The organism is Scandinavium hiltneri (genome assembly GCF_024764835.1).
In the GTDB taxonomy this organism is placed as follows: domain Bacteria; phylum Pseudomonadota; class Gammaproteobacteria; order Enterobacterales; family Enterobacteriaceae; genus Scandinavium; species Scandinavium hiltneri.
Genome location: NZ_JALIGE010000068.1, coordinates 1 through 25,351, shown reverse-complemented (window position 1 = coordinate 25,351; position 25,351 = coordinate 1). Strand labels below are relative to the sequence as shown.

The window sequence follows — 25,351 nt, the reverse complement described above, 5'->3', positions numbered from 1 at the left end:
GAGCCTCATCGAATGATTTCGTGTTGGACGTTGGGTTGAGTGTTATATGACTGGACGCAAGCCTATCCGTTTCGCTTATTTTGCAAAATGGGAACGTTCCCGAAGCGGGGCGGCGATCACAATAAATCGTTTTTTCGGGCGGGGAAAGGTCAGGTCAGGGCGGCGGGGATCACCAGCTGTTGTGGCTGTGCACGGCCGTTGATCTGTTCGATCAACTGATGCGCGGCCTGGCGTCCAGCCTCGCCGTAGCCGGGATCAACGGTCACGATTTCCGGGTGCAGGAACTTCATCAGCGGCGTGTTGCCGACGCTGGCGAGTTGCAGGGTGTCGTTGCGCTGTTCTTGCAGATATTTGCTGGCGCCAAGTGCCAGGGTGTCGGTGGCGCACACCAGCGCGGTGGTTTCGCTGTGGGTCACGCTGGCGACAGCGTCGTAACCCTGTTTCATCGCCAGACCGGGCAGTGCGGCGACCGGGTGCAGTTTGTATTGTTTGCAGAAGGTGAGGTACGCATCGTGACGGCGCTTTCCGGTGGTCACATCGCTGTGCGGCACGCCGAGATAGCTGATGTGGCGGTGGCCTTTATCGAACAGCGACTGCATCAGCAGCGTGATGGCCCCTTCATCGTCGTAGCACACCGAGGCAATGCCTTTGGCATCGCGCGCCAGCATTACCAGGGTTTCGCGCCACGGCGCAAGTATCGCGTCGGAAATACCGGTAAACCCAAACAGCACCACGCCATCGATATTGCGACGTCGCAACATGCCGAGATGCTCCGTCACCTTCTCCGCGGAGAACTGGCTTTCCATCATGATAGGGTCGTAACCCTGCTCGTAGAAGGCCGGGAGCATGGTCTGCACCGCGAGGTTTTCCGACAGCGAATCCAGACGGCTCAAGATGATCGCCACCACTTTATCGCTCTGACCGCGCATCGCCCGGGCTGAACGGGAAGGGGAAAAGTCGTGCTGATTCATCACCGCTTCCACCCGTTCACGGGTGCGTTGGCTGACGCCGCTTTCATTATTCAGGACGCGGGAGACGGTCGATTTCCCGACGCCGCTTAAGCGCGCAATGTCTTTGATAGTCAGCCGGTTTTGCATCCTTTTTTCCCGTGTCAGTAAAGGCGAAGTGATTATAAGCGTAAACGCGTCGAGAAACAGTTCAATGAGTAAAGTCTGGTATACGTTCCGTTTAGTGTCGGGGGGGTAAGATAATGGCATTGTCGCTACGCATTGTAGGGTTAAAGGCGTATAGTTCGCGCCGTTTATTTCACTTACCGGAGGCTGTATGGATCCCGATCCCACTCCCCATCATCGATGGAGCAACATTTTTTTCCGGTAAGCCAGTCTTTCGCTGCCTTGCCGGACAACGCGTGAGGCAGTGACGTCACTTCTTTGATGTCCCTGTTTTAACTCTTAAAGTACCCTTCAGGTGCGGCTTTGCTGTGCCTGTAAGAAACCCGCGATCGCCGAACGGTGAGCGCAGAGGGACGTATTATGCTGAAAAACTTCACACGGCAGCTGTTCGCGCAGCTCAGCCGCCACCTGCCACATCGTCTGGTTAGCCGCGATCCGCTGCCTGACGGAAAAAATTTGGCTTCAACGCCAATCCCGGATTCGTTAAGCAAACAGTGTCTTAACGTGGCGAGGATGGATGAAAATGAAATCTGGCGCGCCTTTAACAGTCACCCGGAAGGGCTGAACGCGTCGGAAGTCGAAGGCGCCCGCGAACAGCACGGCAGCAACGTGATCCCGGCGCAGAAACCGTCGCCGTGGTGGGTGCATCTGTGGCTGTGCTATCGCAACCCGTTCAACCTGCTGCTGACCATTCTCGGGGCCATTTCGTACTCCACCGAAGACGTGTTTGCGGCCGGAGTGATCGCGCTGATGGTGGGGATCTCCACCCTGCTGAACTTCATTCAGGAAGCGCGATCCACCAAAGCGGCGGATGCGCTGAAAGCGATGGTCAGCAACACCGCGACGGTGCTGCGCGTGGTTAACGATCGGGGCGAAAGCCGTTGGCTGGAGATCCCCATCGATCGGCTGGTGCAGGGCGATATCGTGAAACTGTCTGCCGGAGATATGATCCCGGCGGATCTTCGCGTGTTTCAGGCCCGCGATCTGTTCGTGGCTCAGGCCTCACTCACCGGAGAATCGTTGCCGGTAGAGAAAGTGGCGCGCACCCGTATGCCGCAGCAAAATAACCCGCTTGAAAGCGACACGGTTTGCTTTATGGGCACCAACGTGGTGAGCGGCACGGCGCAGGCGATTGTCTTCGCGACCGGCGGCAATACCTGGTTTGGTCAACTGGCCGGGCGCGTGAGCGAGCAGGAAAACGAGCCGAACGCTTTCCAGAAAGGCATCAGCCGCGTCAGCATGTTGTTGATTCGTTTTATGCTGGTGATGGCGCCGGTGGTGCTGCTGATCAACGGCTACACCAAAGGTGACTGGTGGGAAGCGGCGCTGTTTGCGCTGTCCGTGGCGGTCGGGCTGACGCCGGAAATGCTGCCGATGATCGTCACCTCGACGCTGGCGCGCGGGGCAGTGAAGCTGTCAAAACAGAAAGTTATCGTTAAACACCTCGACGCCATCCAGAACTTTGGCGCGATGGACATTCTTTGCACCGACAAAACCGGGACGCTGACGCAGGACAAAATCGTGCTGGAGAATCACACCGACATCTCCGGCAAAACCAGCGAGCGCGTGCTGCATAACGCCTGGTTGAACAGCCATTATCAGACCGGGCTGAAAAACCTACTGGATACCGCGGTGCTGGAAGGCGTCGATGAAAACTCGGCGCGTGGGCTGTCCGAACGCTGGCAGAAAATTGACGAGATCCCATTCGACTTTGAACGCCGCCGGATGTCAGTCGTCGTGGCCGAGCAGGACGACGTGCATCAGCTGATTTGCAAAGGCGCGTTGCAGGAAATCCTCAACGTTTGTACCCAGGTGCGCTACAACGGTGACATTGTGCCGCTGGACGACACCATGCTGCGCCGTATCAAACGCGTGACCGACACTCTCAACCGTCAGGGCCTGCGCGTGGTGGCGGTGGCGACGAAATATCTGCCTGCGCGCGAAGGGGATTATCAGCGTATTGATGAATCGGATCTTACCCTCGAAGGCTACATTGCGTTCCTCGATCCGCCGAAAGAAACCACAGCACCGGCGCTGAAAGCGCTGAAGGCGAGCGGCATCAGCGTCAAAATCCTCACCGGCGACAGCGAATTAGTGGCGGCGAAAGTGTGTCACGAAGTCGGGCTGGATGTGGGCGAGGTAGTGATCGGCAGCAGCCTGGATGCGATGAGCGACGACGCGCTGGCGGCGTTGGCAAAACGCACCACGCTGTTCGCGCGCCTGACGCCGATGCATAAAGAACGCATCGTCACGCTGCTGAAACGCGAAGGTCACGTGGTCGGCTTTATGGGTGACGGCATCAACGATGCACCCGCGCTGCGTGCGGCGGATATCGGGATTTCCGTCGACGGTGCGGTGGATATCGCCCGTGAAGCGGCAGACATCATTCTGCTGGAAAAAAGCCTGATGGTGCTGGAAGAAGGGGTGATTGAAGGCCGTCGGACCTTCGCCAACATGCTGAAATACATCAAAATGACCGCCAGTTCTAATTTCGGTAACGTCTTCAGCGTGCTGGTGGCGAGCGCCTTCCTGCCGTTCCTGCCGATGCTGCCGTTGCACTTACTGATTCAGAACCTGCTGTACGATGTATCCCAGGTGGCAATCCCGTTTGATAACGTCGACGACGAGCAAATTCAGAAGCCGCAGCGCTGGAACCCGGCAGATTTGGGACGTTTCATGATTTTCTTCGGCCCAATCAGCTCCATTTTCGACATTCTGACGTTTTGCCTGATGTGGTTTGTGTTCCACGCCAATACGCCTGAACACCAGACGCTGTTCCAGTCCGGCTGGTTCGTGGTTGGGCTGTTGTCGCAGACCCTGATTGTGCACATGATCCGTACGCGCCGAATTCCGTTCATCCAGAGCCGTGCTGCCTGGCCGCTGATTGTGATGACCCTGGTGGTGATGGTGGTCGGTATCGCGCTGCCGTTCTCGCCGCTGGCGTCGTATCTGTCGCTGCAGGCGCTGCCGCTTTCCTATTTCCCATGGCTGGTGGCGATTCTGGTGGGGTATATGACGCTGACGCAGCTGGTGAAAGGGGTCTATACCCGGCGTTATGGCTGGCAATAATCCTTCTCCTCACCCCGACCCTCTTTGAGAAAAGAGGGTCGGGGTGAGGGACCTGGTATTTTACTGAATTACCAATAAGTTGTGACGCAGGTCGCGCCTCGCTCTTGACCCTTAATATCCCCCGTGTTACCTCATTGGATTGCCTTTTTTTGGCCCGTCATAAAGGAACCCTCATGCTTAAAACTGTGCGCTACAGCTTGTTGACGACCGGACTCTTATTGAGCGGCTTTGCGCTGGCAACGCCAGCCGGAGATTTACCGCTGATGCCGTGGCCGGCTCAGGTCGAACGCCCTTCGGCGCAGGGGGCGCTGGTGCTGAATAACCAGCTCACCATCAATCTTTCCGGTGATGATTTAGGGGACGCGGTAAACCGTCTGCGCGAGCGCATTGGCCGTCAGACCGGCTGGGAAATGGTGCCGCAAAGTGCGCCTGCAAAATCACCGACGATTGATATCGTCATCGCGCGTAAAGTTCCGGCCATCCCGCGCCCGGATAGCGATGAAAGCTATAAGCTGGTGGTCGATGAAAGCGGTGTGAAGCTCACCGCCAACACCCGCTTTGGCGCGATGCACGGCATTGAAACGCTGCTGCAGCTGTTGCAAAACGGCCCGGACAACACCGCTATTCCTTACGTCACCATTGAGGATGCGCCTCGCTTCCCATGGCGTGGCGTACTGTTGGATTCCGCGCGTCACTTCCTGCCGATTGAAGATATCAAACGTCAACTCGATGGCATGGCGGCAGCCAAACTCAACGTCTTCCACTGGCATCTGACCGACGATCAGGGCTGGCGTTTTGCATCGACCCGTTACCCGAAACTGCAACAGCTCGCCAGTGACGGCAAGTTCTATACCCCGGCGCAGATGAAAGACATCGTGCGCTACGCCGCAGATCGCGGCATTCGTGTGGTACCGGAAATCGATATGCCGGGGCACGCCTCGGCCATTGCGGTGGCGTACCCGGAGCTGATGAGCGCGCCGGGCCCCTATGAAATGGAGCGCCATTGGGGCGTGCTGAAGCCGGTGCTTGATCCAACAAAAGAAGCGACTTACGCCTTTGCGGACGCAATGGTCGGCGAACTGGCGGCTATCTTCCCGGATCCGTATCTGCACATCGGCGGCGATGAAGTGGACGATACCCAGTGGAAAAACAATCCGGCGATTCAGAAATTTATGCAGGAGAACACGCTGGCGGACAGTCACGCGCTGCAGGCGTACTTCAACCGCAAGCTGGAAACTATCCTCGAAAAACACCATCGCCAGATGGTCGGCTGGGATGAAATTTATCACCCGGACCTGCCGAAAAGTATTCTGATCCAGTCCTGGCAAGGGCAGGACGCGCTGGGTGAAGTGACGAAAAATGGCTATAAGGGCATTCTGTCGACCGGGTTCTACCTCGATCAGCCGCAAAGTGCCGCCTATCACTATCGCAATGAAATCGTGCCGCAGGGTCTGAACGGCGTGGACAAAATCAGCGACGCCGACAGCGCTCAGAGCTGGACTTTCACCATGCCGCGCCTGAAAGGCAGCGCCGTGGAAGGCACCTTTACGTTGGTCAAAGGCGACCAGGAGTGGCGAGGATTTATTGATTTTAAAGGCAAATCCCGCCGTGCGGTGGATGATATCGAATGGCTGAGCCCGGATCAGGTGACCTTCACGGTCGATACCTGGATGGGTGCAACCCGCCCGGTGCTGAGCATTCACGATGACCAACTGAAAGGTTATTTCCTGGTGGGCAACGTCCGCTATCCGATCAGCGGCGAGCGCCTGGATGATGTGCCGAAAGGCATTCAACCGGTGGTGCCGGATGACGCGCAGCAGAAGAATCTGCTGGGTGGCGAAGCCGCGCTGTGGGCGGAAAATATCGTCGCTCCGGTGCTGGATATCCGCCTGTGGCCACGTGGTTTCGTGGTGGCAGAACGCCTGTGGTCGGCGAAGGATGTGACCGACACCGACAATATGTATCAGCGCTTGCAGGCGATTGATAGCTGGTCGACGGTGTCCGTCGGGCTGCAACAGCACACGCAGCAGCTGGTGCAGTTTACGCGGCTGGCGAACGGCGGAAGCACGCTGCCGCTGCAAATTCTCGCTCAGGCCATTGAGCCTGCACAGTATTACACTCGCCAGCACCTGAAATTCCAGGCCGGGAATTATCACGCCTTTGAGCCGCTGAACCGCGTGGCCGACGCGCTCCCGGCTGAGAGCAACACCGTGCGTCATCTCAATGAGTGGGCGGATAATCTGATAAGCGACGCGGAAGATAATGAGAGCGCCGATGCGCTGCGTCACGTCTTCACCCGCTGGCAGAACAACACCGCGGACGTGCTGGTGCTGACCGACGGTAACCATCAGCTGGCGAGTATGAAGCCGGTGGCGTTGCAGGTCGATAAACTGGCGGCGTTAGGGCTGCGTTTAACCGACTTGGTGGCGCGACAGGGCACGTTGGATGACAAAGAGTATGCGTCTATTCAGTCGCAGCTGGATGAAGCGGCGAAAACGCAGGATGAAGTGGTGATTGCCGCGGTGTATCCGCTGGAAATGCTGCTGCGCGCGACGCGGATAGAGTAAAACGGTTGCCCGGTGGCGCTTTGCTTACACGGGCCTACAAAACCCGGTGGCGTAATGCCGCCGGGCATGTGTGGCGATTAACGACGAACAGCAATCGCTTCGATTTCAATTTTCACATCTTTCGGCAGACGCGCGACTTCCACACAAGAACGTGCCGGGAAGGTCGCGTTATGCTCGGTGAAGAATGCTTCATAAGTGGCGTTAACGGTGGCGAAATCGTTGAGATCTTTCACGAAAACGGTGGTTTTCACGATGTCGCTTACTTTCAGACCTGCGGCTTCAACGATAGCCTGCACGTTTTCCAGAGACTGGCGTGCCTGCGCGGAAACGTCTTCTGCTACGGTGCCGGTTTTCGGGCACACCGGGATCTGACCGGAAGTGATAATCATACTGCCTAAATCAACGCCCTGAACGTATGGGCCGATGGCTGCTGGTGCATTTTCCGTCGCGATAACTTTAGTCATGATGTCTCCATTTGTGACAGCGGGATTAGGTTTCAAAGGAACCGGGCCATTATATACCCGTCATACTTCAAGCTGCATCTTTGTTGGCTGTGTCTACGTACCCGAATCACATTACTCATGAAAGCTCATCGGGATACGCTGCCTTGCCGCCTTGAAGCAACGCGAATTAGTTGGCCAATACCACAGTATGAGAGAACTCTTTTTCACAGTATTTGCACTTCAGGGCGATATCGTCGGCGCGCTTTTTGACGCTAAAGCTCGATGAAACCGGTTCCGCGTGGCTGATGCAATTGCTGTTCGGGCACACCAGCACGTTTTCGATACGCTCCGGCAGGCTAGGGCGTGACTTGCCTACGACTTCATATTCGTCGATGCGGTTCACCGTGGCCTGTGGCGCATACAGCGACAGCTGGTTGACCTGCTCGTCGGTCAGGAAAGTGTTCTCAATCTTAATCAAATCTTTACGGCCCATTTCGCCGGATGGCAGGTTCAGGCCGATGGTGATGCGCTGGTCGGTTTCGGTCAGTTTGAACAGCGTCAGCAGCTTAAAGCCGATTTGTGCCGGGATATGGTCAATCACCGTGCCACGTTTGATGGCTTCTACCTGAAGTTTATTATCGTGTGTCATCGTCATTCCCCTTACAGTGCCAGGTCGCTGTTCAAAACCAGCGCCAGTAACGCCTGGCGCGCGAAGATGCCGTTCCCGGCCTGCTGGAAGTACCAGGCGTGCGGCGTTTTATCGACATCGGTAGTGATTTCATCAATGCGAGGCAGCGGGTGCAGTACCTTCATGTTGCTGCGCGCACCTTCGAGATCTGCCGCCCGCAGGACAAACTGTGCTTTCACGTTGGCGTACTCGGACGGGTCCAGACGCTCTTTCTGCACGCGAGTCATATACAGAATATCCACTTCCGCCATCACCTCTTCAATGGTGCCGTGCAGGCTCCAGGCAATGCCTTTTTCGTCGAGCATATCGAGAATGTACTGCGGCATCGCCAGCGCGTCCGGGGCGATAAAGTAGAAACGGTTACCGTTAAACTTCGCCAGCGCCTGGGTCAGAGAATGCACGGTGCGGCCATATTTCAGGTCGCCGACCATCGCGATGCTTACGTTTTCCAGACGGCCCTGAGTTTCCTGAATGGTGAACAGGTCGAGCAGGGTTTGCGTCGGATGCTGGTTGGCACCGTCACCGGCGTTGAGGATGGGCACGATGCCGGAAAACTCGGTCGCCAGACGCGCCGCGCCTTCCTGCGGGTGGCGCATCACAATCGCGTCCACGTAGGTACTGATAACGGAAATGGTGTCGGCCAGCGTTTCGCCTTTTTTGCCCAGTGAGGTGTTGGCGCTGTCTGAGAAGCCGACCACGCTGGCACCGAGGCGATGCATCGAGGTTTCAAACGACAGACGGGTGCGGGTAGAGGCTTCAAAGAAGCAGCTGGCGATAACCTTATGCTTTAGCAACTCCGGCTGTGGATGCGCTTTCAGTTTGGCGGCAGTCGTCAGCACCAGTTCGAGGTCTTCGCGGCTGAGATCGTTTATGGAAATGATATGTTTTTGATATAGCGGATTAGCCATGGTTATCTCCTGACGCCTGGGCAAAAAAAAAGCCCCTTAAAAAGGGGCTTCTTGAATGGGGTGATGCAACGGGAGAAAAACGGCAGGCCAGCGTCTGTTTTCAGACGCGGTAAGACAGAATGTCGAACGCAGTTGACCATGCTTCCTCCCGGCAAATCGGCTGGCATTATACGCAGCTAAGCGTGGGATTCAAGCGATTCGTTCACAGACAGGAAAACGTTTGCCTCAAAAGATCCTGCGTCAGTGCAAATATCCCTAAAAAAGGAGTGGTGTGGCCCGGTGATTGCGCGTATAAAAATTTAAAATGAAACGTTGTTTTATATTTGGAGGCTTTTATGATCGCCGGAAATATTTATCATCTGCATGGTTGGCTGCCGCTGGAACTGCGTCAGGCTATCGAACACGTTAAGGCGCACGTCACCGACGCGACGCCGACTGGGAAACACGATATCGACGGTAACCGTCTGTTTTATCTGATCTCAGAAGACAGCACTGAGCCGTTTGCGGAGCGTCGTGCGGAATATCATGCGAAATATCTCGATATTCAAATCATTCTCAAAGGCCAGGAAGGGATGACGTTTAGCACGCAGCCCGCGGGCAAGCCGGACACCGACTGGCTGGCCGATAAAGACATCGCGTTTCTGCCGGAAGGTGTGCAGGAAAAAACCGTGGTGCTGAGCGAAGGCGATTTCGTGGTGTTTTACCCCGGCGAAGTGCATAAACCGCTGTGCGCCGTGGGCACACCTGCGAAAGTGCGCAAGGCGGTGGTGAAGATGTTGCTTGAATAATCGTTGGTTTGATGCCCGGTGGCGCTGCTGCGCTGACCGGGTGTACGAACGTTTGTCGGCCCGGCAAGCAACGCGCCGCCGGGCATATCCAGGGGATCAAGCCTGTGCCAGCGTCGCTACCATCACCGCTTTAATGGTGTGCATTCGGTTCTCGGCCTGATCGAAAACAATGCTCGCATCCGACTCGAATACCTCGTCTGTGACCTCCATCCCACCGTGTAAACCGTACTCTTCGGCCATCTGCTTTCCGAGCGTGGTCTCATCATCATGGAAGGCGGGCAGGCAGTGCAGGAACTTCACCTGTGGATTGCCGGTCAGCGCCAGCATGTTTTTATTCACCTGGTAGTCACGCAGCAGCCCGATACGTTCGGCCCATTTTGACTTTGCTTCGCCCATCGACACCCACACATCGGTATAGATGAAATCGGCGTCTTTCACGCCCGCAGCGACATCTTCCGTCAGGGTGATATCACCGCCATTCTTCTGCGCCAGCGCTTTGCATTCCGCGACCAGGCTTGCATCCGGCCAGCAGCTTTGCGGGGCCACCAGGCGTAAATCCAGCCCTGTCAACGCCGCTGCTTCGAGCATCGAATTACCCATGTTATTGCGCGCATCGCCCGCATATACCAGCGTCATCTCATTGAACGCTTTGCCCGGCAGGTGTTCCTGCATGGTCAGCAAATCGGCCAACAGCTGGGTTGGGTGGAACTCGTTGGTCAGGCCATTCCACACCGGAACGCCTGCATATTGCGCCAGGGTTTCAACGACTTCCTGACCGTGGCCGCGATATTGAATGCCGTCATACATCCGACCCAGCACCCGGGCGGTGTCTTTAATCGATTCTTTGTGGCCAATCTGGCTGCCGCTTGGGCCGAGGTAAGTGACGCGTGCTCCCTGATCGTATGCGGCAACTTCGAAAGAGCATCGGGTACGGGTCGAGTCTTTTTCGAAGATGAGCGCGATGTTTTTGCCGGTCAGTTTTTGCACTTCGTTGCCGCTTTTTTTATCGGCTTTCAGCTGTGCGGCCAGCGCCAGCAGGTGAGTGAGTTGCGCAGGGGTAAAATCCAGTAATTTCAAAAAATGGTTCTGGTATAACGCAGACATATTTTCCTCTCATGGCTCAAGCCATTTATTGAATTAAAATTCAATTTATATGTATGAATATTCATTTGCAACCCCGTTTCACAATTCTTTCTCGGAAAGGTGGAGGCATTGACTGCGGTATGTGAAAATAGAAGTATCTGCCGCACATCATGAGGAACGAGCTATGGCAAACCCGGAGCACCTGGAAGAGCAGCGTGAAGAGACGCGTCTGATTATTGAAGAGTTACTTGATGATGGCAGCGATCCGGACGCGCTGTACACCATCGAGCACCATTTCTCTGCGGACGATTTTGAAACGCTTGAGAAAGTGGCGGTTGAAGTCTTCAAACTGGGTTACGAAGTGACCGAGCCGGAAGAGCTGGAAGTGGAAGAGGGCGGCGAAGTGGTTATCTGCTGCGACGCACTCAGCGAATGTGCCCTGAACCCAGAGCTCATCGATTCACAGGTTGAACAGCTGATGAACCTCGCTGAGAAGTTTGGCGTGGAATATGACGGCTGGGGAACCTACTTCGAAGATCCGAACGGTGAAGGCGAAGAAGGTGATGACGAAGACGAGATCGACGAAGACGACGATGGCGTTCGCCACTAAGTCATAACGGATGCGGCAGCGCCTGCTGTCGCATTTTATGTAGAGTATGTCTATAAGAGACCGAACAAGGCACATGCATTACCCGCAAATACTCGCTCCTGTTTTAACCTTTCTCCAGTGCCCTACGCCGCAGGCGTGGATACACCAGGCCCGTTCCCCTGAACACCTTCCTCTGTTGCTGACTGACCATCTGGTGTGCGAGCTGAAAGCCGCGCAGACCGCTATGCTATTGGTACGCAAATACGTCGCCGATAAAGACGGGGCGGATGTATTGCTGGCGTGGCTGCAGCCGTACGAAGCCTTTGCGTTTCGTGGTGGCCCGGAGCCTGATTTTGCCGCCTTGCAAAAGCAGATTGGTAAAAGCGTAATGCCGAAGACCGATGATGTCTGGGGCCGACAGCTCATTGATAGCATGGTGCTGCTCATCAAAGAAGAACTGCATCACTTCTGGCAGGTGCGGGAAATCATGACTGCGCGGGACATTCCGTACGTGAAGATAACCGCCAGCCGCTACGCCAAAGGTATGCTCAAGGAAGTGCGCACTCACGAACCGCTGACGCTTATCGACAAGCTGATTTGCGGGGCGTACATCGAGGCGCGATCCTGCGAGCGTTTTGCCGCGCTGGCGCCGTATCTGGATGATGATTTGCAGAGGTTTTATCTGTCGCTGCTGCGCTCTGAGGCGCGGCATTATCAGGATTATCTGGCGCTGGCTCAGCAGGTGTCAGACGACGATATCACCCCGCGCGTGCGACATTTCGGGGTAGTGGAAGCGGCGCTGATTTCGACGCCAGATGCAGAGTTTCGTTTCCATAGCGGGATACCCTCTCACACGGCGTGACAGAGGGCAGGGTGCGGGGGAGAATCCCGCACCAAAACGTACTAAAGCGTTTTCAACATCCGCACTTCGCAGTCGACGTGGCCGGTACAACCGAGCGGGCCATCGATATGCTCAAAGCCGAGATGCTCATACAGCGCAATGGCTTCTTTAAGAAAGGCGGTGGTTTCCAGATAGCAGCGGGTAAACCCGTGCTCACGGGCGTGATCCATTGCCAGCAGCGCCAGTTTCTTGGCTAATCCTTTTCCGCGAGCTTCAGGCAGAAAATACATTTTTTGCAGTTCACAAATATCGGGCTCGCTGCACGTCAGTGGCGCGACACCGCCACCGCCCACCACTTTACCGTCTTGCTCAATCACCCAATAAGCGTGCCCAGGCTGGCTGTAGAGCTGATACAGCTCGTCCAGGTTCGGGTCAGCAACGGTATAGCCTTTATCGGCAGTGAGGCCGTATTCGGCGGAGACCTGGCGAATGACGCGGGCGATAGCGGGGTTGTCCAATGTCGTCATTCGACGCAACGTCGTTGCGGCTTCGGTCAGCACGTTCATAGCATTACTCATGAAAAAAAGAACAGTTAACGCAGTTAATAGCATTGCAGAAAAAGCAGCGCAAGCGAGGAGTTTTCAGGGAGGAGGCCCCTCACGCGTAGCCGCGTGAGGGGTTGAGGTATTACAGCGCAGCGATAACAGCCTGCTGCTCAATCAGCTTGGCTTTCGCTTCTGCGTAACCGTCCAGCTTCTCGCGCTCTTTGGCGATAACGGCTTCCGGGGCACGCGCCACGAAACCTTCGTTGGACAGCTTGCCTTCGATGCGGCCAATCTCACCTTCGATTTTCGCCACTTCTTTCGCCAGACGCGCCAGCTCATCTTCTTTGTTGATGAGGCCAGCCATTGGGATCAGCAGCTCAGCGCCGTCGATAATTTTGGTCACGGAAACCGGACCTTTGTCATCGGCAGCCAGCACGGTGATGCTTTCCAGACGCGCCAGCGTTTGCAGGAAGCTGCGGTTGTCGTTCACACGACGCTCCGCATCTTTACTGCAGCCGCGCAGCAGCAGATCCAGCGGTTTACCCGGGGAGATGTTCATTTCAGCGCGAACGTTACGCACCGCGATGATTGCCTGCTTCAGCCATTCGGTATCAGAAGCCGCGGCTTCATCCACCTGCGCGGCATCGAACGCCGGGAACGGCTGCAGCATGATGGTGTCGGCGGAAATACCGGCGATAACCTTCACTCGCTGCCAGATGGTTTCGGTGATGAATGGAATGATTGGGTGCGCAATACGCAGCAGACCTTCCAGCACCGTCACCAGCGTATGGCGAGTGCCGCGCAGTTCTGCTTCAGAACCGCCGGTCATTACTGGTTTGGTCAACTCCAGATACCAGTCGCAGAACTGGTTCCAGGTGAACTCGTACAGGATGCCTGCGGCGATATCGAAGCGGAAGTTGTCCAGCGCGTCACGGTACGCTTTGATGGTCTGGTTGAATTCGGCGAGGATCCAGCGATCCGCCAACGACAGCGTCATTTCACCGCCGTTGAAGCCGCAATCCTGGTCTTCGGTGTTCATCAGCACAAAGCGGCTGGCGTTCCACAGCTTGTTACAGAAGTTACGGTAACCTTCCAGGCGCTTCATGTCCCAGTTGATGTCTCGACCGGTAGAGGCCAGCGCCGCCAGGGTGAAACGCAGGGCGTCGGTGCCGTGCGGCTCAATGCCGTCCGGGAATTGCTTCTCGGTGCGCCTGGCGATTTTCTCTGCCAGCTGCGGCTGCATCATGTTGCCGGTACGTTTCTCCAGCAGGTCTGCCAGCGAAATCCCGTCGACCATATCCAGTGGGTCAATGACGTTGCCCTTGGATTTGGACATCTTCTGGCCTTCGTCATCACGGATCAGACCGGTCATGTAGATGGTCTTGAACGGGATCTGCGGCTTGCCGTCTTCATCTTTGATGAAGTGCATGGTCATCATTACCATGCGGGCAATCCAGAAGAAGATGATGTCGAAGCCGGAAACCATCACGCTGGTTGGGTGGAACTGACGCAGCGCATCAGTGTTCTCCGGCCATCCGAGGGTGGAGAAGGTCCACAGCGCGGAGGAGAACCAGGTGTCGAGCACGTCTTCGTCCTGGCGCAACGCAACGTCGGCGCTCAGGTTGTAATCCTTACGCACTTCGTCTTCGGTGCGGCCCACGTAGACGTTGCCGTCGTTGTCGTACCATGCCGGGATACGGTGACCCCACCACAGCTGACGGGAGATACACCAGTCCTGAATGTCGCGCATCCAGGAGAAATACATGTTTTCGTACTGCTTCGGTACAAACTGGATGTCACCGTTCTCAACCGCTTCCACAGCCGGTTTGGCGAGTACGTCAGCACGCACGTACCACTGGTCGGTCAGCATCGGTTCGATAACCACGCCGCCACGGTCACCGTACGGCACGGTCAGATCGTGAGGTTTGATTTCTTCGAGCAGGCCCAGAGCGTCGATGGCTGCAACCACCGCTTTACGCGCGGCAAAACGCTCCAGCTTCTGGAATTCAGCCGGGATGTCTGCGGCGTATACGTCTGACTCTTCGCCTTTGGTGTCGAATACCTGCGCGCTTTCACGGATATCGCCGTCGAAGGTCAGGATGTTGATCATCGGCAGGGCGTGACGTTTACCGACTTCGTAGTCGTTAAAGTCGTGGGCCGGGGTGATTTTCACGCAGCCGGTGCCTTTTTCCATGTCGGCGTGTTCATCGCCCACGATTGGAATGCGGCGGTTAACCAGCGGCAGTACCAGGAATTTGCCAATCAAGTCTTTATAACGCGGATCTTCCGGGTTTACGGCAACGCCGGTATCACCCAGCAGGGTTTCCGGACGGGTAGTCGCAACCACCAGGTAATCTTTACCGTCGGCCGTTTTTGCGCCGTCGGCCAGCGGATAGCGGATGTGCCACATCGAGCCTTTAGACTCGCGGTTTTCCACTTCCAGGTCAGAAATCGCGGTACGCAGTTTCGGGTCCCAGTTGACCAGACGCTTACCACGATAAATCAAATCTTCTTTGTACAGGCGAACGAAGACTTCTTTCACGGCATTGGAAAGACCTTCGTCCATAGTGAAACGCTCGCGCTCCCAGTCTACGGAGTTGCCGAGACGGCGCATCTGGCGGGTAATGGTGCCACCGGATTCTGCTTTCCACTGCCAGATTTTGTCGATAAAGGCATCGCGACCGTAGTCGTGACGGGTTTTACCTTCTTCAGCGGCAATCTTACGTTCAACCACCATCTGGGTCGCGATACCCGCGTGATCGGTACCAGCTTGCCACAGGGTGTTTTTGCCCTGCATACGCTGGTAACGAATCATGGTGTCCATGATGGTTTGCTGGAAGGCATGACCCATATGCAAACTGCCGGTGACGTTCGGCGGCGGGATCATGATGCAGAAGCTTTCCTGGCTTTCATCACCATTCGGTTTGAAATAGCCCTGCTTTTCCCAGTGCTCGTAGAGCGGCTGTTCGATATCTTGTGGGTTGTATGTCTTTTCCATTATTTCCAGGTTGCCGTATTCAGGTTAAAACCAGCCATGCGGTACGCTTTGTAGCGATCGCGCGCCAGTTGTTTTAAAGAATCTTCGTGAGGGACGAAGTCTATCACTTCTGTGAAAGCGGTGGCAAAATCTGCAAAGCTCACGCGCAGGCTAATCAGGATATCTCGCGGGCTGCTGTTACGTTTTTGCGGCCAGGCGATTTCCACCGGTGCGCCGCCGCGCGGACCTTCTCCGGACAAATTGTGTGGCACAAAGCTTTCCGGTGGCCGTGACCACAGCGCCTCATCAAGGCGAATGGCCTGCTTTTCGTCTTCACAGGCTACCAGAATGCGCTTCCCCGCCCGCCAGCGGTCTGCCGCCAGTTCGCACACCAGCTGCTCCACGGCGCTTAAGCCGTCGGCGGTGTCTTCGTTATCGAGCAGGTAAAACGTCGCATTCTTCATAATATGGGGCTTCTTGTGGTGGATTTAAACCAAACCGTGTAGGCCCGGCAAGCATTACGCCGCCGGGCAACAACGTTGTTACTCTTCGCCGCTAAATCCTGCGCGGTTCAGCAGGAACTGAGACAGCAGGGCAACCGGACGACCAGTCGCCCCTTTGGCTTTACCGGAGCGCCATGCGGTACCGGCGATATCCAGGTGCGCCCAGTTGTACTTGCGGGCAAAGCGCGACAGGAAGCAGCCTGCGGTGATAGCGCCGCCAGGACGACCGCCGATGTTGGCCATATCCGCGAAGTTGGTTTCCAGCTGTTCCTGGTATTCGTCACCCAGCGGCAAACGCCACGCGCGGTCGCCAGCCTGTTCGGACGCGCCGATAAGCTCATGCGCCAGCGGGTTGTGGTTCGACATCAGGCCGGTGATGTGATGGCCGAGCGCAATCACGCAGGCACCGGTCAGCGTCGCCACGTCGATAACCGCTTCTGGTTCGAAACGCTCAACGTAGGTCAGCACATCGCACAGCACCAGGCGGCCTTCGGCATCGGTGTTCAGCACTTCAACCGTCTGCCCGGACATTGTCGTCAGCACGTCGCCTGGGCGATACGCCCGCCCGCCCGGCATGTTTTCACAGCCCGCAAGTACGCCGACCACGTTCAGCGGCAGCTGAAGCTCTGCCACCATGCGCATCACGCCGTAAACCGCCGCCGCGCCGCACATGTCGTACTTCATCTCATCCATGCCTTCGGCCGGCTTGATGGAGATACCGCCGGAGTCGAAGGTCAGGCCTTTACCGACCAGTACGATAGGACGGGCATCTTCCGCCGGATTGCCTTTGTACTCAATGACCGACATCAGGGACTCGTTCTGTGAGCCGTTGCCGACCGCCAGATAAGAGTGCATCCCCAGCTCGCGCATTTGCTGTTCGCCGATAACGCGGGTGATGACGTTCTTGCTGTAGGAATCAGCCAGCTGACGCGCCTGCGAAGCAAGGTATGCGGCGTTACAGATGTTCGGCGGCATATTGCCGAGATCTTTCGCGGCTTTGATACCGGAGGCAATCGCCAGACCGTGCTGAATCGCGCGCTCGCCGCTGGTTAATTCGCGACGGGTTGGCACGTTGAACACCATTTTACGCAGCGGGCGACGTGGCTCGCTTTTGTTGGTTTTCAACTGGTCGAAGCTGTAAAGGGTTTCTTTAGCTGTTTCAACCGCCTGGCGAACTTTCCAGTAGTTATTGCGGCCTTTAACGTGCAGCTCGGTGAGGAAGCAAACCGCTTCCATCGATCCGGTGTCATTCAGCGTATTGATCGTTTTCTGAATGACTTGCTTATACTGACGCTCATCAAGCTCGCGTTCTTTGCCGCACCCAATCAGCAGAATGCGCTCGGAGAGCACGTTCGGCACGTGGTGCAGCAGCAGAGTCTGGCCTGGTTTGCCTTCCAGCTCGCCACGGCGCAGCAGGGCGCTGATATAGCCGTCGCTGATTTTATCGAGTTGCTCGGCTATCGGGGAGAGACGGCGTGGTTCAAAGACGCCAACAACGATGCAGGCGCTCCGCTGTTTCTCCGGGCTACCGCTTTTTACACTGAACTCCATGCACTACGCTCCTGAATCTTAAAGACAACGGCGGTGGCTACGGATAGAATTGCAAGCTTTCGTAACTCATGTCCGCTGTTGCGGTGACTTCGTGTTAATCTTAACGATATCGCGATGTTGGCTCGTCAGAACCGGGTCTGAAACGTAAAGCCGCTGAGTCATATAATCTTAGCGATGTTTTCGACGACTCAAGAGAATAAATGACGTTTAAGCCATGAAACAAGCAATTTTCCTGTAATAAGACGGGTTTAACGGGCGTATTTATAGTGATAATCATAAGATATCTCGTGCGGGAGACGCTGAAAAGCCAGCTGGCGATCCTCTTCATCCTGCTTCTGATCTTTTTCTGTCAGAAATTGGTCAGGATCCTCGGCGCAGCGGTAGATGGTGACATCCCGACAAACCTCGTGCTTTCCCTGTTGGGTCTCGGGGTGCCAGAAATGGCGCAACTTATTCTGCCCCTCAGTCTGTTCCTTGGCCTGTTGATGACGCTGGGCAAACTCTACACCGAAAGTGAAATCACGGTGATGCACGCGTGCGGCCTGAGTAAAGCCGTGCTGGTGAAAGCCGCGATGATCCTCGCGCTGTTTACTGCCATCGTGGCCGCCGTTAACGTGATGTGGGCCGGACCGTGGTCTTCGCGTCATCAGGACGAAGTGCTGGCGGAAGCCAAAGCCAACCCAGGCATGGCGGCACTGGCTAAGGGTCAATTCCAGCAGGCCAGTGATGGCAATTCGGTGCTGTTTATTGAAGACGTTAACGGAAGCAATTTCCAGAACGTATTCCTGGCGCAGATCCGTACCAAGGGTAACGCGCGTCCGTCGGTGGTGGTGGCCGATTCCGGACACCTCTCGCAGCAGAAAGACGGCTCTCAGGTGGTGAACCTGAACAAAGGCACCCGCTTTGAAGGTACCGCGATGCTGCGCGATTTCCGTATTACTGATTTCCAGGATTACCAGGCCATCATCGGCCACCAGGCGGTTGCGCTCGATCCCAACGATACCGAACAGATGGGCATGAGTGCGCTGTGGCATGCGGATACGCCGCAGGCCCGTTCAGAGTTGCACTGGCGTTTAACGCTGGTGGCGACGGTGTTTATCATGGCGCTGATGGTGGTTCCGCTGAGCGTGGTGAACCCGCGTCAGGGGCGCGTGCTGTCGATGCTGCCCGCGATGCTGCTGTATCTGGTGTTCTTCCTGGTGCAAACCTCACTTAAATCCAACGGTGGTAAGGGCAAAATTGACCCGACCGTCTGGATGTGGGCGATTAACCTGCTGTACTTCGGCCTGGCTGTGCTCCTGAACGTCTGGGATACGGTGCCGATGCGTCGCGTTCGTGCACGGTTTAGCAGGAAAGGAGCGGTATAATGCAGTTATTTGGCGTACTCGACCGCTATATCGGTAGAACTATTTTCACCACCATCATGATGACGCTGTTCATGCTGGTGTCACTCTCGGGCATCATCAAGTTTGTTGACCAGCTGAAAAAAGCCGGGCAGGGCAGCTATGACGCGCTCGGCGCGGGCATGTATACCCTGCTCAGCATACCGAAAGATGTGCAGATCTTCTTCCCGATGGCAGCGCTTTTGGGTGCACTGTTAGGTCTGGGGATGCTGGCGCAGCGCAGTGAACTGGTGGTTATGCAGGCGTCGGGTTACACCCGTATGCAGGTGGCGATGTCGGTGATGAAAACCGCTATTCCACTGGTGCTGCTGACCATGGCGATCGGCGAATGGGTAGCTCCGCAGGGCGAGCAAATGGCGCGTAACCTGCGTGCGCAGGCGATGTACGGCGGTTCGCTGCTGTCCACGCAGCAGGGCATGTGGGCGAAAGACGGTAACAACTACATCTACATCGAACGCATCAAAGGCGATGACGAACTGGGTGCCATCAGCATTTACAGTTTCAACGATCAGCGTCGTTTGCAGTCGGTGCGCTACGCCGCGTCGGCGAAATTCGATAAAGACGCTAAGGCCTGGCGCCTGTCGCAGGTCGATGAATCCAATCTGACCGATCCGAAGCAGGTGACGGGTTCGCAGACCGTCAGCGGGACCTGGAAAACCAACCTCACGCCGGACAAACTCGGCGTCGTGGCGCTGGATCCGGATGCGCTGTCGATAAGCGGCCTGCACAATTACGTGAAGTACCTGGAATCGAGTGGCCAGGATGCCGGGCGCTACCAGCTGAATATGTGGAGTAAAATCTTCCAGCCGATGTCGGTGGCGGTGATGATGCTGATGGCGCTGTCGTTCATTTTCGGCCCGCTGCGAAGCGTGGCGATGGGCGTGCGCGTGGTGACAGGGATAAGCTTCGGCTTTGTGTTCTACGTCCTTGACCAGATTTTCGGCCCGCTAACGCTGGTGTACGGCATACCACCGATTGTCGGCGCGCTGTTGCCAAGTGCCAGCTTCTTCCTGATTAGTCTGTGGTTGATGACGCGTAAAGCGTAATACCCCGCGAGCGCCCGGCGGCGCTACGCTTGCACGTGCCTACGGTTTGTAGGCCTGGTAAGCGTAGCGCCACCGGGCAATACTCACTACCGCTTTCTCCCTCCAAGCAAACTCCCCAACATTCCACGCACTATCTGATTGGTTATCTGTCGGGTGGCACTCTTCGCCATTGTCTGCACGACCCCATCGCGCTTACCGCCGCGTGGCCCGGTGGTGCCGAACAGAATATCCTTCAGGCCGCCGAGAATGCCGTCATCGACGTCAGCCGATGTTCCCTTCGCCGGAGGGGCATTTTGCTGTTCAGCGGTCGCCTGAACGCCTTTCTGCAGCTTCTCAAACGCCGACTCTCTGTCCACCGCATCTTCATATTTCCCGTACAGCGGCGAGGTGTTGATAAGCCCGTTGCGCTCATCATCGGTCACCGGTCCCATCCGGGAACAAGGTGCAATCACCATCGCCCGTTCGACAACCGACGGGCTGCCTTTTTCGTCGAGGAACGACACCAGCGCCTCACCGGTACCGAGCTCCTGAATCGCTTTTTCAGTATCGAACGCCGGGTTTGCACGCATGGTTTGCGCTGCCGTTTTCACCGCTTTCTGGTCTTTGGGCGTAAAGGCGCGCAGAGCGTGCTGCACGCGATTCCCGAGTTGCCCAAGCACGTTATCGGGAATATCCGACGGGTTCTGCGAGACAAAATACACCCCCACCGCTTTGGAGCGAATCAGGCGGATCACTTGCTCGATTTTATCCAACAGCACCTGCGGTGCATCGCTGAACAGCAGGTGCGCTTCGTCAAAGAAGAACACCAGTTTGGGTTTCTCTACATCGCCCGCTTCCGGCAGCTGTTCGTACAGCTCTGACAGCATCCACAGCAGGCTGGCAGCGTACAGTTTCGGCATCTGGTAGAGTTTTTCGGCGCTGAGAATGTTGATCACGCCTTTACCGTTGCTGTCGGTTCGCATCCAGTCTTTGATGTCGAGCATCGGCTCGCCAAAGAAATGCTCCGCACCCTGTTGCTCGAGCGTCAACAGCCCACGCTGGATAGCGCCCACCGAGGCGCCGCTGATGTTCCCGTACTGATTCTGGAACGATTTGGCGTTATCGCCGATGTACTGAGTGATGGCGCGCAGGTCTTTGAAATCGAGTAACAGCAGGCCCTGATCGTCAGCGATGCGAAAGATGATATTCAGCACGCCCGCCTGCACTTCATTCAGATTGAGCAGACGCGCGAGCAGCAATGGCCCAAGGTCTGACACCGTGGCGCGAACGGGATGCCCTTTCTCACCGAAGATATCCCACACCACCACCGGATTGCTGTGCGGCTGCCAGTCGGTCACGCCAATCTTTTTCAGCCTTTCCAGCAGTTTCTCGGAAGCCTGGCCATCCTTAGCCACACCGGTTAAATCACCTTTCACGTCGGCCATAAATACCGGCACGCCAATCTCTGAAAACGACTCGGCCATTTTTTGCAGGGTGACGGTTTTCCCCGTCCCCGTGGCACCCGTAATCAAGCCATGGCGGTTGGCCATTCCGGGCAATAAATACAGTTGTTGTTCCGTCGTCCGGGCAATCAGCAGGGGTGAGCTCATGATGTTTCCTCCGTTTATCCTGCGTCGAGTATAGGCCAAAGCCGGGGAAAAAATGCCCGGTCAGTTTTCGACGTTGCGGCGTAAACCGCAGTGCCGACTATGCTTTTCGTATCCGTTTACAACGAACGTTTCACAGGAGTGGAAAGGCATGTCCAGATTCTTCTTTAATGACCGCAAACAGCTGGTCAACGACGCCATTGAAGGCATTGTGTTATCGGCCCCGCACGGCAACCTGGTGCGCCTGGATATCGATCCGGCCATTCGGGTGATTGCCCGTGGCGACTGGGATAAAAGCCGCGTGGCGGTCATTTCGGGCGGCGGCTCCGGCCATGAACCGGCCCATGCCGGGTTTGTCGGCAAAGGGATGCTCACCGCCGCGGTGTGCGGCGACCTGTTCGCCTCGCCGAGCGTGGATGCGGTACTCAACGCCATCGTGGCGGTGACCGGCGATCGCGGCTGTCTGCTGATCGTCAAAAATTACACCGGCGATCGCCTGAACTTCGGCCTGGCGGCAGAAAAAGCCAAACGCCACGGCCTGAAAGTCGACATGGTGATCGTCGCCGACGACATTGCGCTGCCGGACAACAAACAGCCGCGCGGTATCGCAGGCACGGCGCTGGTGCACAAAATCGCGGGCTACGCCGCCGGGCAGGGGAAAACCCTCAGCGAAGTGCGCCACATCGCGCAGCAGGCCTGCGACAACGTGTTCAGCCTCGGCGTGGCGATGGAGAGCTGTAACTTGCCGGGCAGCGATGACGAAGAGGGGCGCATCAAGCCTGGCCACGTCGAGCTTGGGCTGGGTATTCACGGTGAGCCGGGTGCGTCCGTGGTCGACAGCCATAACAGCAAAAAGCTCATCGATACGCTGGTGAAACCGCTGCAGGCGAAAGTCGGTGACGGCAAAGTGGCGGTGTTGATTAACAACCTGGGCGGGGTATCGGCGCTGGAGATGGCGCTGCTGACAAAAGAACTGGCTCATTCGGCGCTGAAGAACCAGATAAGCTGGCTGATTGGCCCCGCGACGCTGGTCAGTTCGCTCGACATGAAAGGTTTTTCGCTCTCGCTGCTGAAGCTGACGCCTGAGTTTGAACAGGCGCTACAGGCTGACGTAGAGACCCTTGGCTGGCAAAAGCCGGTGGCTTTCGCGCCACTCAAAACCATCGCGCACGATAAAATTCATGACAGCGTAGAGGCCACGCCATCTGACAATCCGCAGGTGAAAGCGATTCTGCTGGCCGCCACGCAGAGGCTCATCGACCTGGAAAGCCGCCTCAACGCGCTGGATGCAAAAGTGGGTGACGGCGATACCGGCTCGACGTTTGCCGAAGGTGCGCGGGATATCGCCGGGCAGCTCAACGCGGGCAAACTGCCGCTGAACGACAGCGCGCAGCTGTTACAGGTTATTGGCGAGCGGCTGGCGACGGTAATGGGCGGCTCCAGCGGCGTATTGATGTCTATCTTCTTCACCGCCGCCGGGCAGGCCGTGCATGACGGCAAAAAACTTCCGGATGCGCTGTTAACCGGTCTGCAGCAGATGAAACAGTATGGCGGGGCCGATCTCGGTGACCGGACGCTGATCGATGCGCTGCAACCGGCGCTCGAAAGCTTGCGCGATCAGAACCTGCAAGCCGCCGTCAGTGCGGCCAAAACCGGCGCAGAAAGCACGGCCAGAATGCAAAAGGCGGGAGCAGGGCGCTCATCGTATGTGAATAAAGAGAACCTGGAAGGCGTCACCGACCCGGGGGCGGTGGCGATTGAGGAAGTGTTTGCGGCAGTCGTGACGGGATAATCCTGTATGCCCGGCAAGGCGTAGCCGCCGGGCACTCATATTCAACTCGCGATGCTTAAAAATCCGCTTTCAACACCACGCGATAACGGGCTTTGCCCTCACGCACATGCTTCAACGCTTCGTTGATTTGCGACATCGGGAACATCTCGGTGGTTGGCGCCACTTTGGTGCGACCGGCAAACTTCATCAGCTTACGCAGTTCCGCCGGGTTACCGGTAGCAGAACCCGAAATGCTGCGGTCGCCGCCAATCAGCGTAAAGGCCGGGACCTGCAACGGTTTCATCACCGCGCCGACGGTATGGAAGTTGCCGCCGTAGGCCAGCGCTTCGAAGTACGGCTGCCAGTCCAGGTCCACGCTCACGGTGTTGATGATCAGGTCAAACTGCCCGGCTAACGTTTTCAGCGCTTCCGGGTCGCGGCTGTTGACCACGCGGTCAGCGCCCATCGCCAGCACTTCTTTTTCCTTCGCCGGATTAGAGCTAAACGCTGTCACTTCCGCGCCCATGGCGTGCAGCAGTTTAATGGCGATATGCCCCAGGCCGCCGATACCAATTACGCCCACGCGGCTGGTGGCGGTGACGTTATTGAGCAGCAGCGGTTTAAAGACCGTAATGCCGCCACACAGCATTGGGCCTGCGGTTTCAATATCAATGCTTTCCGGCAGCGGAATAACCCATTGCCAGTCGGCGCGAAGCTTATCGGCGAAGCCACCGCGGTTCATGATGGTCGGCAGAGAGCCTTCCAGACAGTTGATCTGATTGCCGCTGATGCAGGCGTCGCAATGACCACAACTGCGTGCCGTCCAGCCCACGCCCACGCGCTGGCCCACTTTCAGACCTTTGTTCTGCGCGGCTTCGCCCAATGCAGCGACGCGGCCAATAATTTCGTGGCCCGCAACCAGCGGATAGCTCGACATGCCCCATTCGTTGTCGATCATCGACAGGTCGGAGTGGCAAATCCCGCAGTAATCTACCTGGACTTCCACATCTTCCGGCTTCAGCTCACCGGCATCGTATTCCCACACTTCCAGATCGGCACCCGCCTGCTTCGCGGCGTAGCTTTTTATAATGGACATCGCACTTCCCCTCTTATGGCGTTGAACTGGAAGTGTAGAGCATGGGGGTGGGTGGTGCTTAACATAAGGGGGCGGGAATGGTCTGAGTGTAGGGCGGAGCGTAACCTGCTGAAAATTTCAACACTTAGCGGAGATAGCCCGACACGCCGCTTGCAAGGTACGGTGTGACAGGTATAATCGCACCCGCTATCAGCATATCCCTTCCGTGCCGGAGTGGCGAAATCGGTAGACGCAGTTGATTCAAAATCAACCGTAGAAATACGTGCCGGTTCGAGTCCGGCCTTCGGCACCATTCGATATGCAAATCAAGTCGCTCACGAGCGGCTTTTTTTGTGCCTGGAATTTGTGCTGTACAAGATTTCCGCGATTTTACTTCAATTGAAGTAACTCCAAATTCTCTATACCAATTTGCTTGTTAGCGCATAACTTGATTTGGCAGTTTTCTTACATCCATAGCTGCTCAATAGAACGATAACCGTATGATATCGAGATGTGGACTGCAAAACCCGAAATAACAATAATCTCTTACCAACACTAATCGGTGATTATGAGTGAGATAGGTTTCTTGCACTCATTACATCCGCTAGTGTTAGTTTCCTTCCCGTCAATCTCATTAATGCTTTGTGTAAAGTGAAACGGTAATCCCCCCATTTTTAACGGAGGTGATAAATAGAATCAGGTCATGCGTTGAATATGCTGCATCGGCGTGAAGCCATTTAATGCCATATTTGGTCGTTCGTGATTATAAAACCATTGCCACTGCG

At 56.3% G+C, this 25,351-nt stretch carries 23 protein-coding genes and 1 tRNA gene; 11 read left to right on the top strand and 13 right to left on the bottom strand.

What is annotated here, in order from left to right:
* Positions 1-149 precede the first annotated feature (149 nt).
* Positions 150-1,097: a trehalose operon repressor TreR gene (treR, locus tag MUU47_RS03340; RefSeq protein ID WP_258986736.1), complete on the bottom strand. Its 948-nt coding sequence runs from the start codon at positions 1,095-1,097 to the stop codon at positions 150-152.
* Between the two features lie 187 nt (positions 1,098-1,284).
* Here treR and mgtL point away from each other — a divergent pair, with 187 nt between their 5' ends.
* The 3 genes from mgtL (at position 1,285) to MUU47_RS03330 (ending at position 6,769) form a co-directional block, all read left to right on the top strand.
* Positions 1,285-1,338 (top strand): mgtA regulatory leader peptide MgtL, encoded by a 54-nt coding sequence (mgtL, locus tag MUU47_RS23465; protein WP_373422899.1) that lies wholly within the window; start codon positions 1,285-1,287, stop codon positions 1,336-1,338.
* A gap of 155 nt (positions 1,339-1,493) precedes the next feature.
* Positions 1,494-4,202 (top strand): magnesium-translocating P-type ATPase, encoded by a 2,709-nt coding sequence (gene mgtA, locus MUU47_RS03335; RefSeq protein ID WP_258986735.1) that lies wholly within the window; start codon positions 1,494-1,496, stop codon positions 4,200-4,202.
* Positions 4,203-4,375: 173 nt separating this feature from the next.
* Positions 4,376-6,769, top strand: coding sequence for a beta-N-acetylhexosaminidase (locus MUU47_RS03330; protein WP_258986734.1), 2,394 nt, complete (start codon positions 4,376-4,378; stop codon positions 6,767-6,769).
* A 77-nt stretch (positions 6,770-6,846) separates the two neighbouring features.
* Here the strand turns inward: MUU47_RS03330 and ridA are convergent, their stop codons facing one another.
* From ridA to pyrL, 4 genes are all read right to left on the bottom strand, one after another.
* On the bottom strand, positions 6,847-7,233 hold the full coding sequence (gene ridA / locus MUU47_RS03325; protein ID WP_258986733.1) for a 2-iminobutanoate/2-iminopropanoate deaminase: 387 nt from the start codon (positions 7,231-7,233) through the stop codon (positions 6,847-6,849).
* A 166-nt stretch (positions 7,234-7,399) separates the two neighbouring features.
* Entirely contained in the window at positions 7,400-7,861 is a 462-nt protein-coding gene (pyrI, locus tag MUU47_RS03320; RefSeq protein ID WP_159774852.1) for an aspartate carbamoyltransferase regulatory subunit, read from the bottom strand.
* Between the two features lie 11 nt (positions 7,862-7,872).
* On the bottom strand, positions 7,873-8,808 hold the full coding sequence (pyrB, locus tag MUU47_RS03315) for an aspartate carbamoyltransferase (protein ID WP_258986732.1): 936 nt from the start codon (positions 8,806-8,808) through the stop codon (positions 7,873-7,875).
* 2 nt (positions 8,809-8,810) lie between these two features.
* On the bottom strand, positions 8,811-8,948 hold the full coding sequence (gene pyrL, locus MUU47_RS03310) for a pyr operon leader peptide (RefSeq protein WP_110512175.1): 138 nt from the start codon (positions 8,946-8,948) through the stop codon (positions 8,811-8,813).
* Positions 8,949-9,143: 195 nt separating this feature from the next.
* On the opposite strand from pyrL, the gene MUU47_RS03305 reads away from it, so the two are divergent.
* Positions 9,144-9,596, top strand: coding sequence for a YhcH/YjgK/YiaL family protein (locus MUU47_RS03305; protein ID WP_258986731.1), 453 nt, complete (start codon positions 9,144-9,146; stop codon positions 9,594-9,596).
* Positions 9,597-9,692: 96 nt separating this feature from the next.
* Here MUU47_RS03305 and argF read toward each other — a convergent pair whose 3' ends face one another.
* Both argF and argL read right to left on the bottom strand, forming a co-directional pair.
* Positions 9,693-10,700, bottom strand: a complete 1,008-nt coding sequence (gene argF / locus MUU47_RS03300) for an ornithine carbamoyltransferase (RefSeq protein WP_258986730.1) — start codon at positions 10,698-10,700, stop codon at positions 9,693-9,695.
* Positions 10,670-10,765 carry a putative translational regulatory protein ArgL gene (gene argL / locus MUU47_RS23460; protein ID WP_374684497.1) on the bottom strand — a complete coding sequence of 32 codons (96 nt, stop codon included), beginning with the start codon at positions 10,763-10,765 and terminating at the stop codon, positions 10,670-10,672. Before argL ends, argF begins: the two co-directional genes overlap by 31 nt.
* Positions 10,766-10,863: 98 nt before the next feature.
* Between argL and rraB the strand changes: the two genes are divergently transcribed.
* Both rraB and miaE read left to right on the top strand, forming a co-directional pair.
* A complete protein-coding gene (gene rraB, locus MUU47_RS03295; protein WP_110512178.1) occupies positions 10,864-11,289 on the top strand; it encodes a ribonuclease E inhibitor RraB in 426 nt (141 codons plus the stop codon).
* Between the two features lie 73 nt (positions 11,290-11,362).
* Complete coding sequence (miaE, locus tag MUU47_RS03290; protein WP_374684739.1) at positions 11,363-12,130, top strand: tRNA isopentenyl-2-thiomethyl-A-37 hydroxylase MiaE; 768 nt, start codon at positions 11,363-11,365, stop codon at positions 12,128-12,130.
* Positions 12,131-12,171: 41 nt separating this feature from the next.
* On the opposite strand, the gene MUU47_RS03285 is transcribed toward miaE, so the two are convergent.
* The 4 genes from MUU47_RS03285 to pepA form a co-directional block, all read right to left on the bottom strand.
* Complete coding sequence (locus tag MUU47_RS03285) at positions 12,172-12,675, bottom strand: GNAT family N-acetyltransferase (protein WP_258986727.1); 504 nt, start codon at positions 12,673-12,675, stop codon at positions 12,172-12,174.
* 121 nt (positions 12,676-12,796) lie between these two features.
* The gene (locus MUU47_RS03280; protein ID WP_258986726.1) at positions 12,797-15,652 is read right to left on the bottom strand and encodes a valine--tRNA ligase; all 2,856 of its coding nucleotides are present in this window, start codon (positions 15,650-15,652) and stop codon (positions 12,797-12,799) included.
* Positions 15,652-16,095, bottom strand: a complete 444-nt coding sequence (gene holC, locus MUU47_RS03275) for a DNA polymerase III subunit chi (RefSeq protein ID WP_258986725.1) — start codon at positions 16,093-16,095, stop codon at positions 15,652-15,654. The genes MUU47_RS03280 and holC overlap by 1 nt, the downstream gene beginning before the upstream one ends.
* A 78-nt stretch (positions 16,096-16,173) precedes the next feature.
* Positions 16,174-17,685, bottom strand: a complete 1,512-nt coding sequence (pepA, locus tag MUU47_RS03270) for a leucyl aminopeptidase (protein WP_258986724.1) — start codon at positions 17,683-17,685, stop codon at positions 16,174-16,176.
* Between the two features lie 153 nt (positions 17,686-17,838).
* Here pepA and MUU47_RS03265 point away from each other — a divergent pair, with 153 nt between their 5' ends.
* The 3 genes from MUU47_RS03265 (at position 17,839) to lptG (ending at position 20,134) form a co-directional block, all read left to right on the top strand.
* Positions 17,839-17,889: a hypothetical protein gene (locus MUU47_RS03265; protein WP_217448718.1), complete on the top strand. Its 51-nt coding sequence runs from the start codon at positions 17,839-17,841 to the stop codon at positions 17,887-17,889.
* Between the two features lie 62 nt (positions 17,890-17,951).
* Positions 17,952-19,052: an LPS export ABC transporter permease LptF gene (gene lptF / locus MUU47_RS03260; protein WP_258986722.1), complete on the top strand. Its 1,101-nt coding sequence runs from the start codon at positions 17,952-17,954 to the stop codon at positions 19,050-19,052.
* Positions 19,052-20,134 carry an LPS export ABC transporter permease LptG gene (lptG, locus tag MUU47_RS03255; protein WP_258986721.1) on the top strand — a complete coding sequence of 361 codons (1,083 nt, stop codon included), beginning with the start codon at positions 19,052-19,054 and terminating at the stop codon, positions 20,132-20,134. Before lptF ends, lptG begins: the two co-directional genes overlap by 1 nt.
* A gap of 86 nt (positions 20,135-20,220) precedes the next feature.
* Here the strand turns inward: lptG and MUU47_RS03250 are convergent, their stop codons facing one another.
* On the bottom strand, positions 20,221-21,723 hold the full coding sequence (locus MUU47_RS03250) for a helicase HerA-like C-terminal domain-containing protein (protein WP_258986720.1): 1,503 nt from the start codon (positions 21,721-21,723) through the stop codon (positions 20,221-20,223).
* Between the two features lie 148 nt (positions 21,724-21,871).
* Between MUU47_RS03250 and MUU47_RS03245 the strand changes: the two genes are divergently transcribed.
* Positions 21,872-23,512, top strand: a complete 1,641-nt coding sequence (locus MUU47_RS03245) for a dihydroxyacetone kinase subunit DhaK (protein WP_258986719.1) — start codon at positions 21,872-21,874, stop codon at positions 23,510-23,512.
* 55 nt (positions 23,513-23,567) lie between these two features.
* Here the strand turns inward: MUU47_RS03245 and ahr are convergent, their stop codons facing one another.
* Positions 23,568-24,587, bottom strand: coding sequence for an NADPH-dependent aldehyde reductase Ahr (gene ahr, locus MUU47_RS03240; RefSeq protein ID WP_159774825.1), 1,020 nt, complete (start codon positions 24,585-24,587; stop codon positions 23,568-23,570).
* 207 nt (positions 24,588-24,794) lie between these two features.
* On the opposite strand from ahr, the gene MUU47_RS03235 reads away from it, so the two are divergent.
* Positions 24,795-24,879, top strand: a tRNA-Leu gene (locus MUU47_RS03235).
* Positions 24,880-25,351 lie beyond the last annotated feature (472 nt).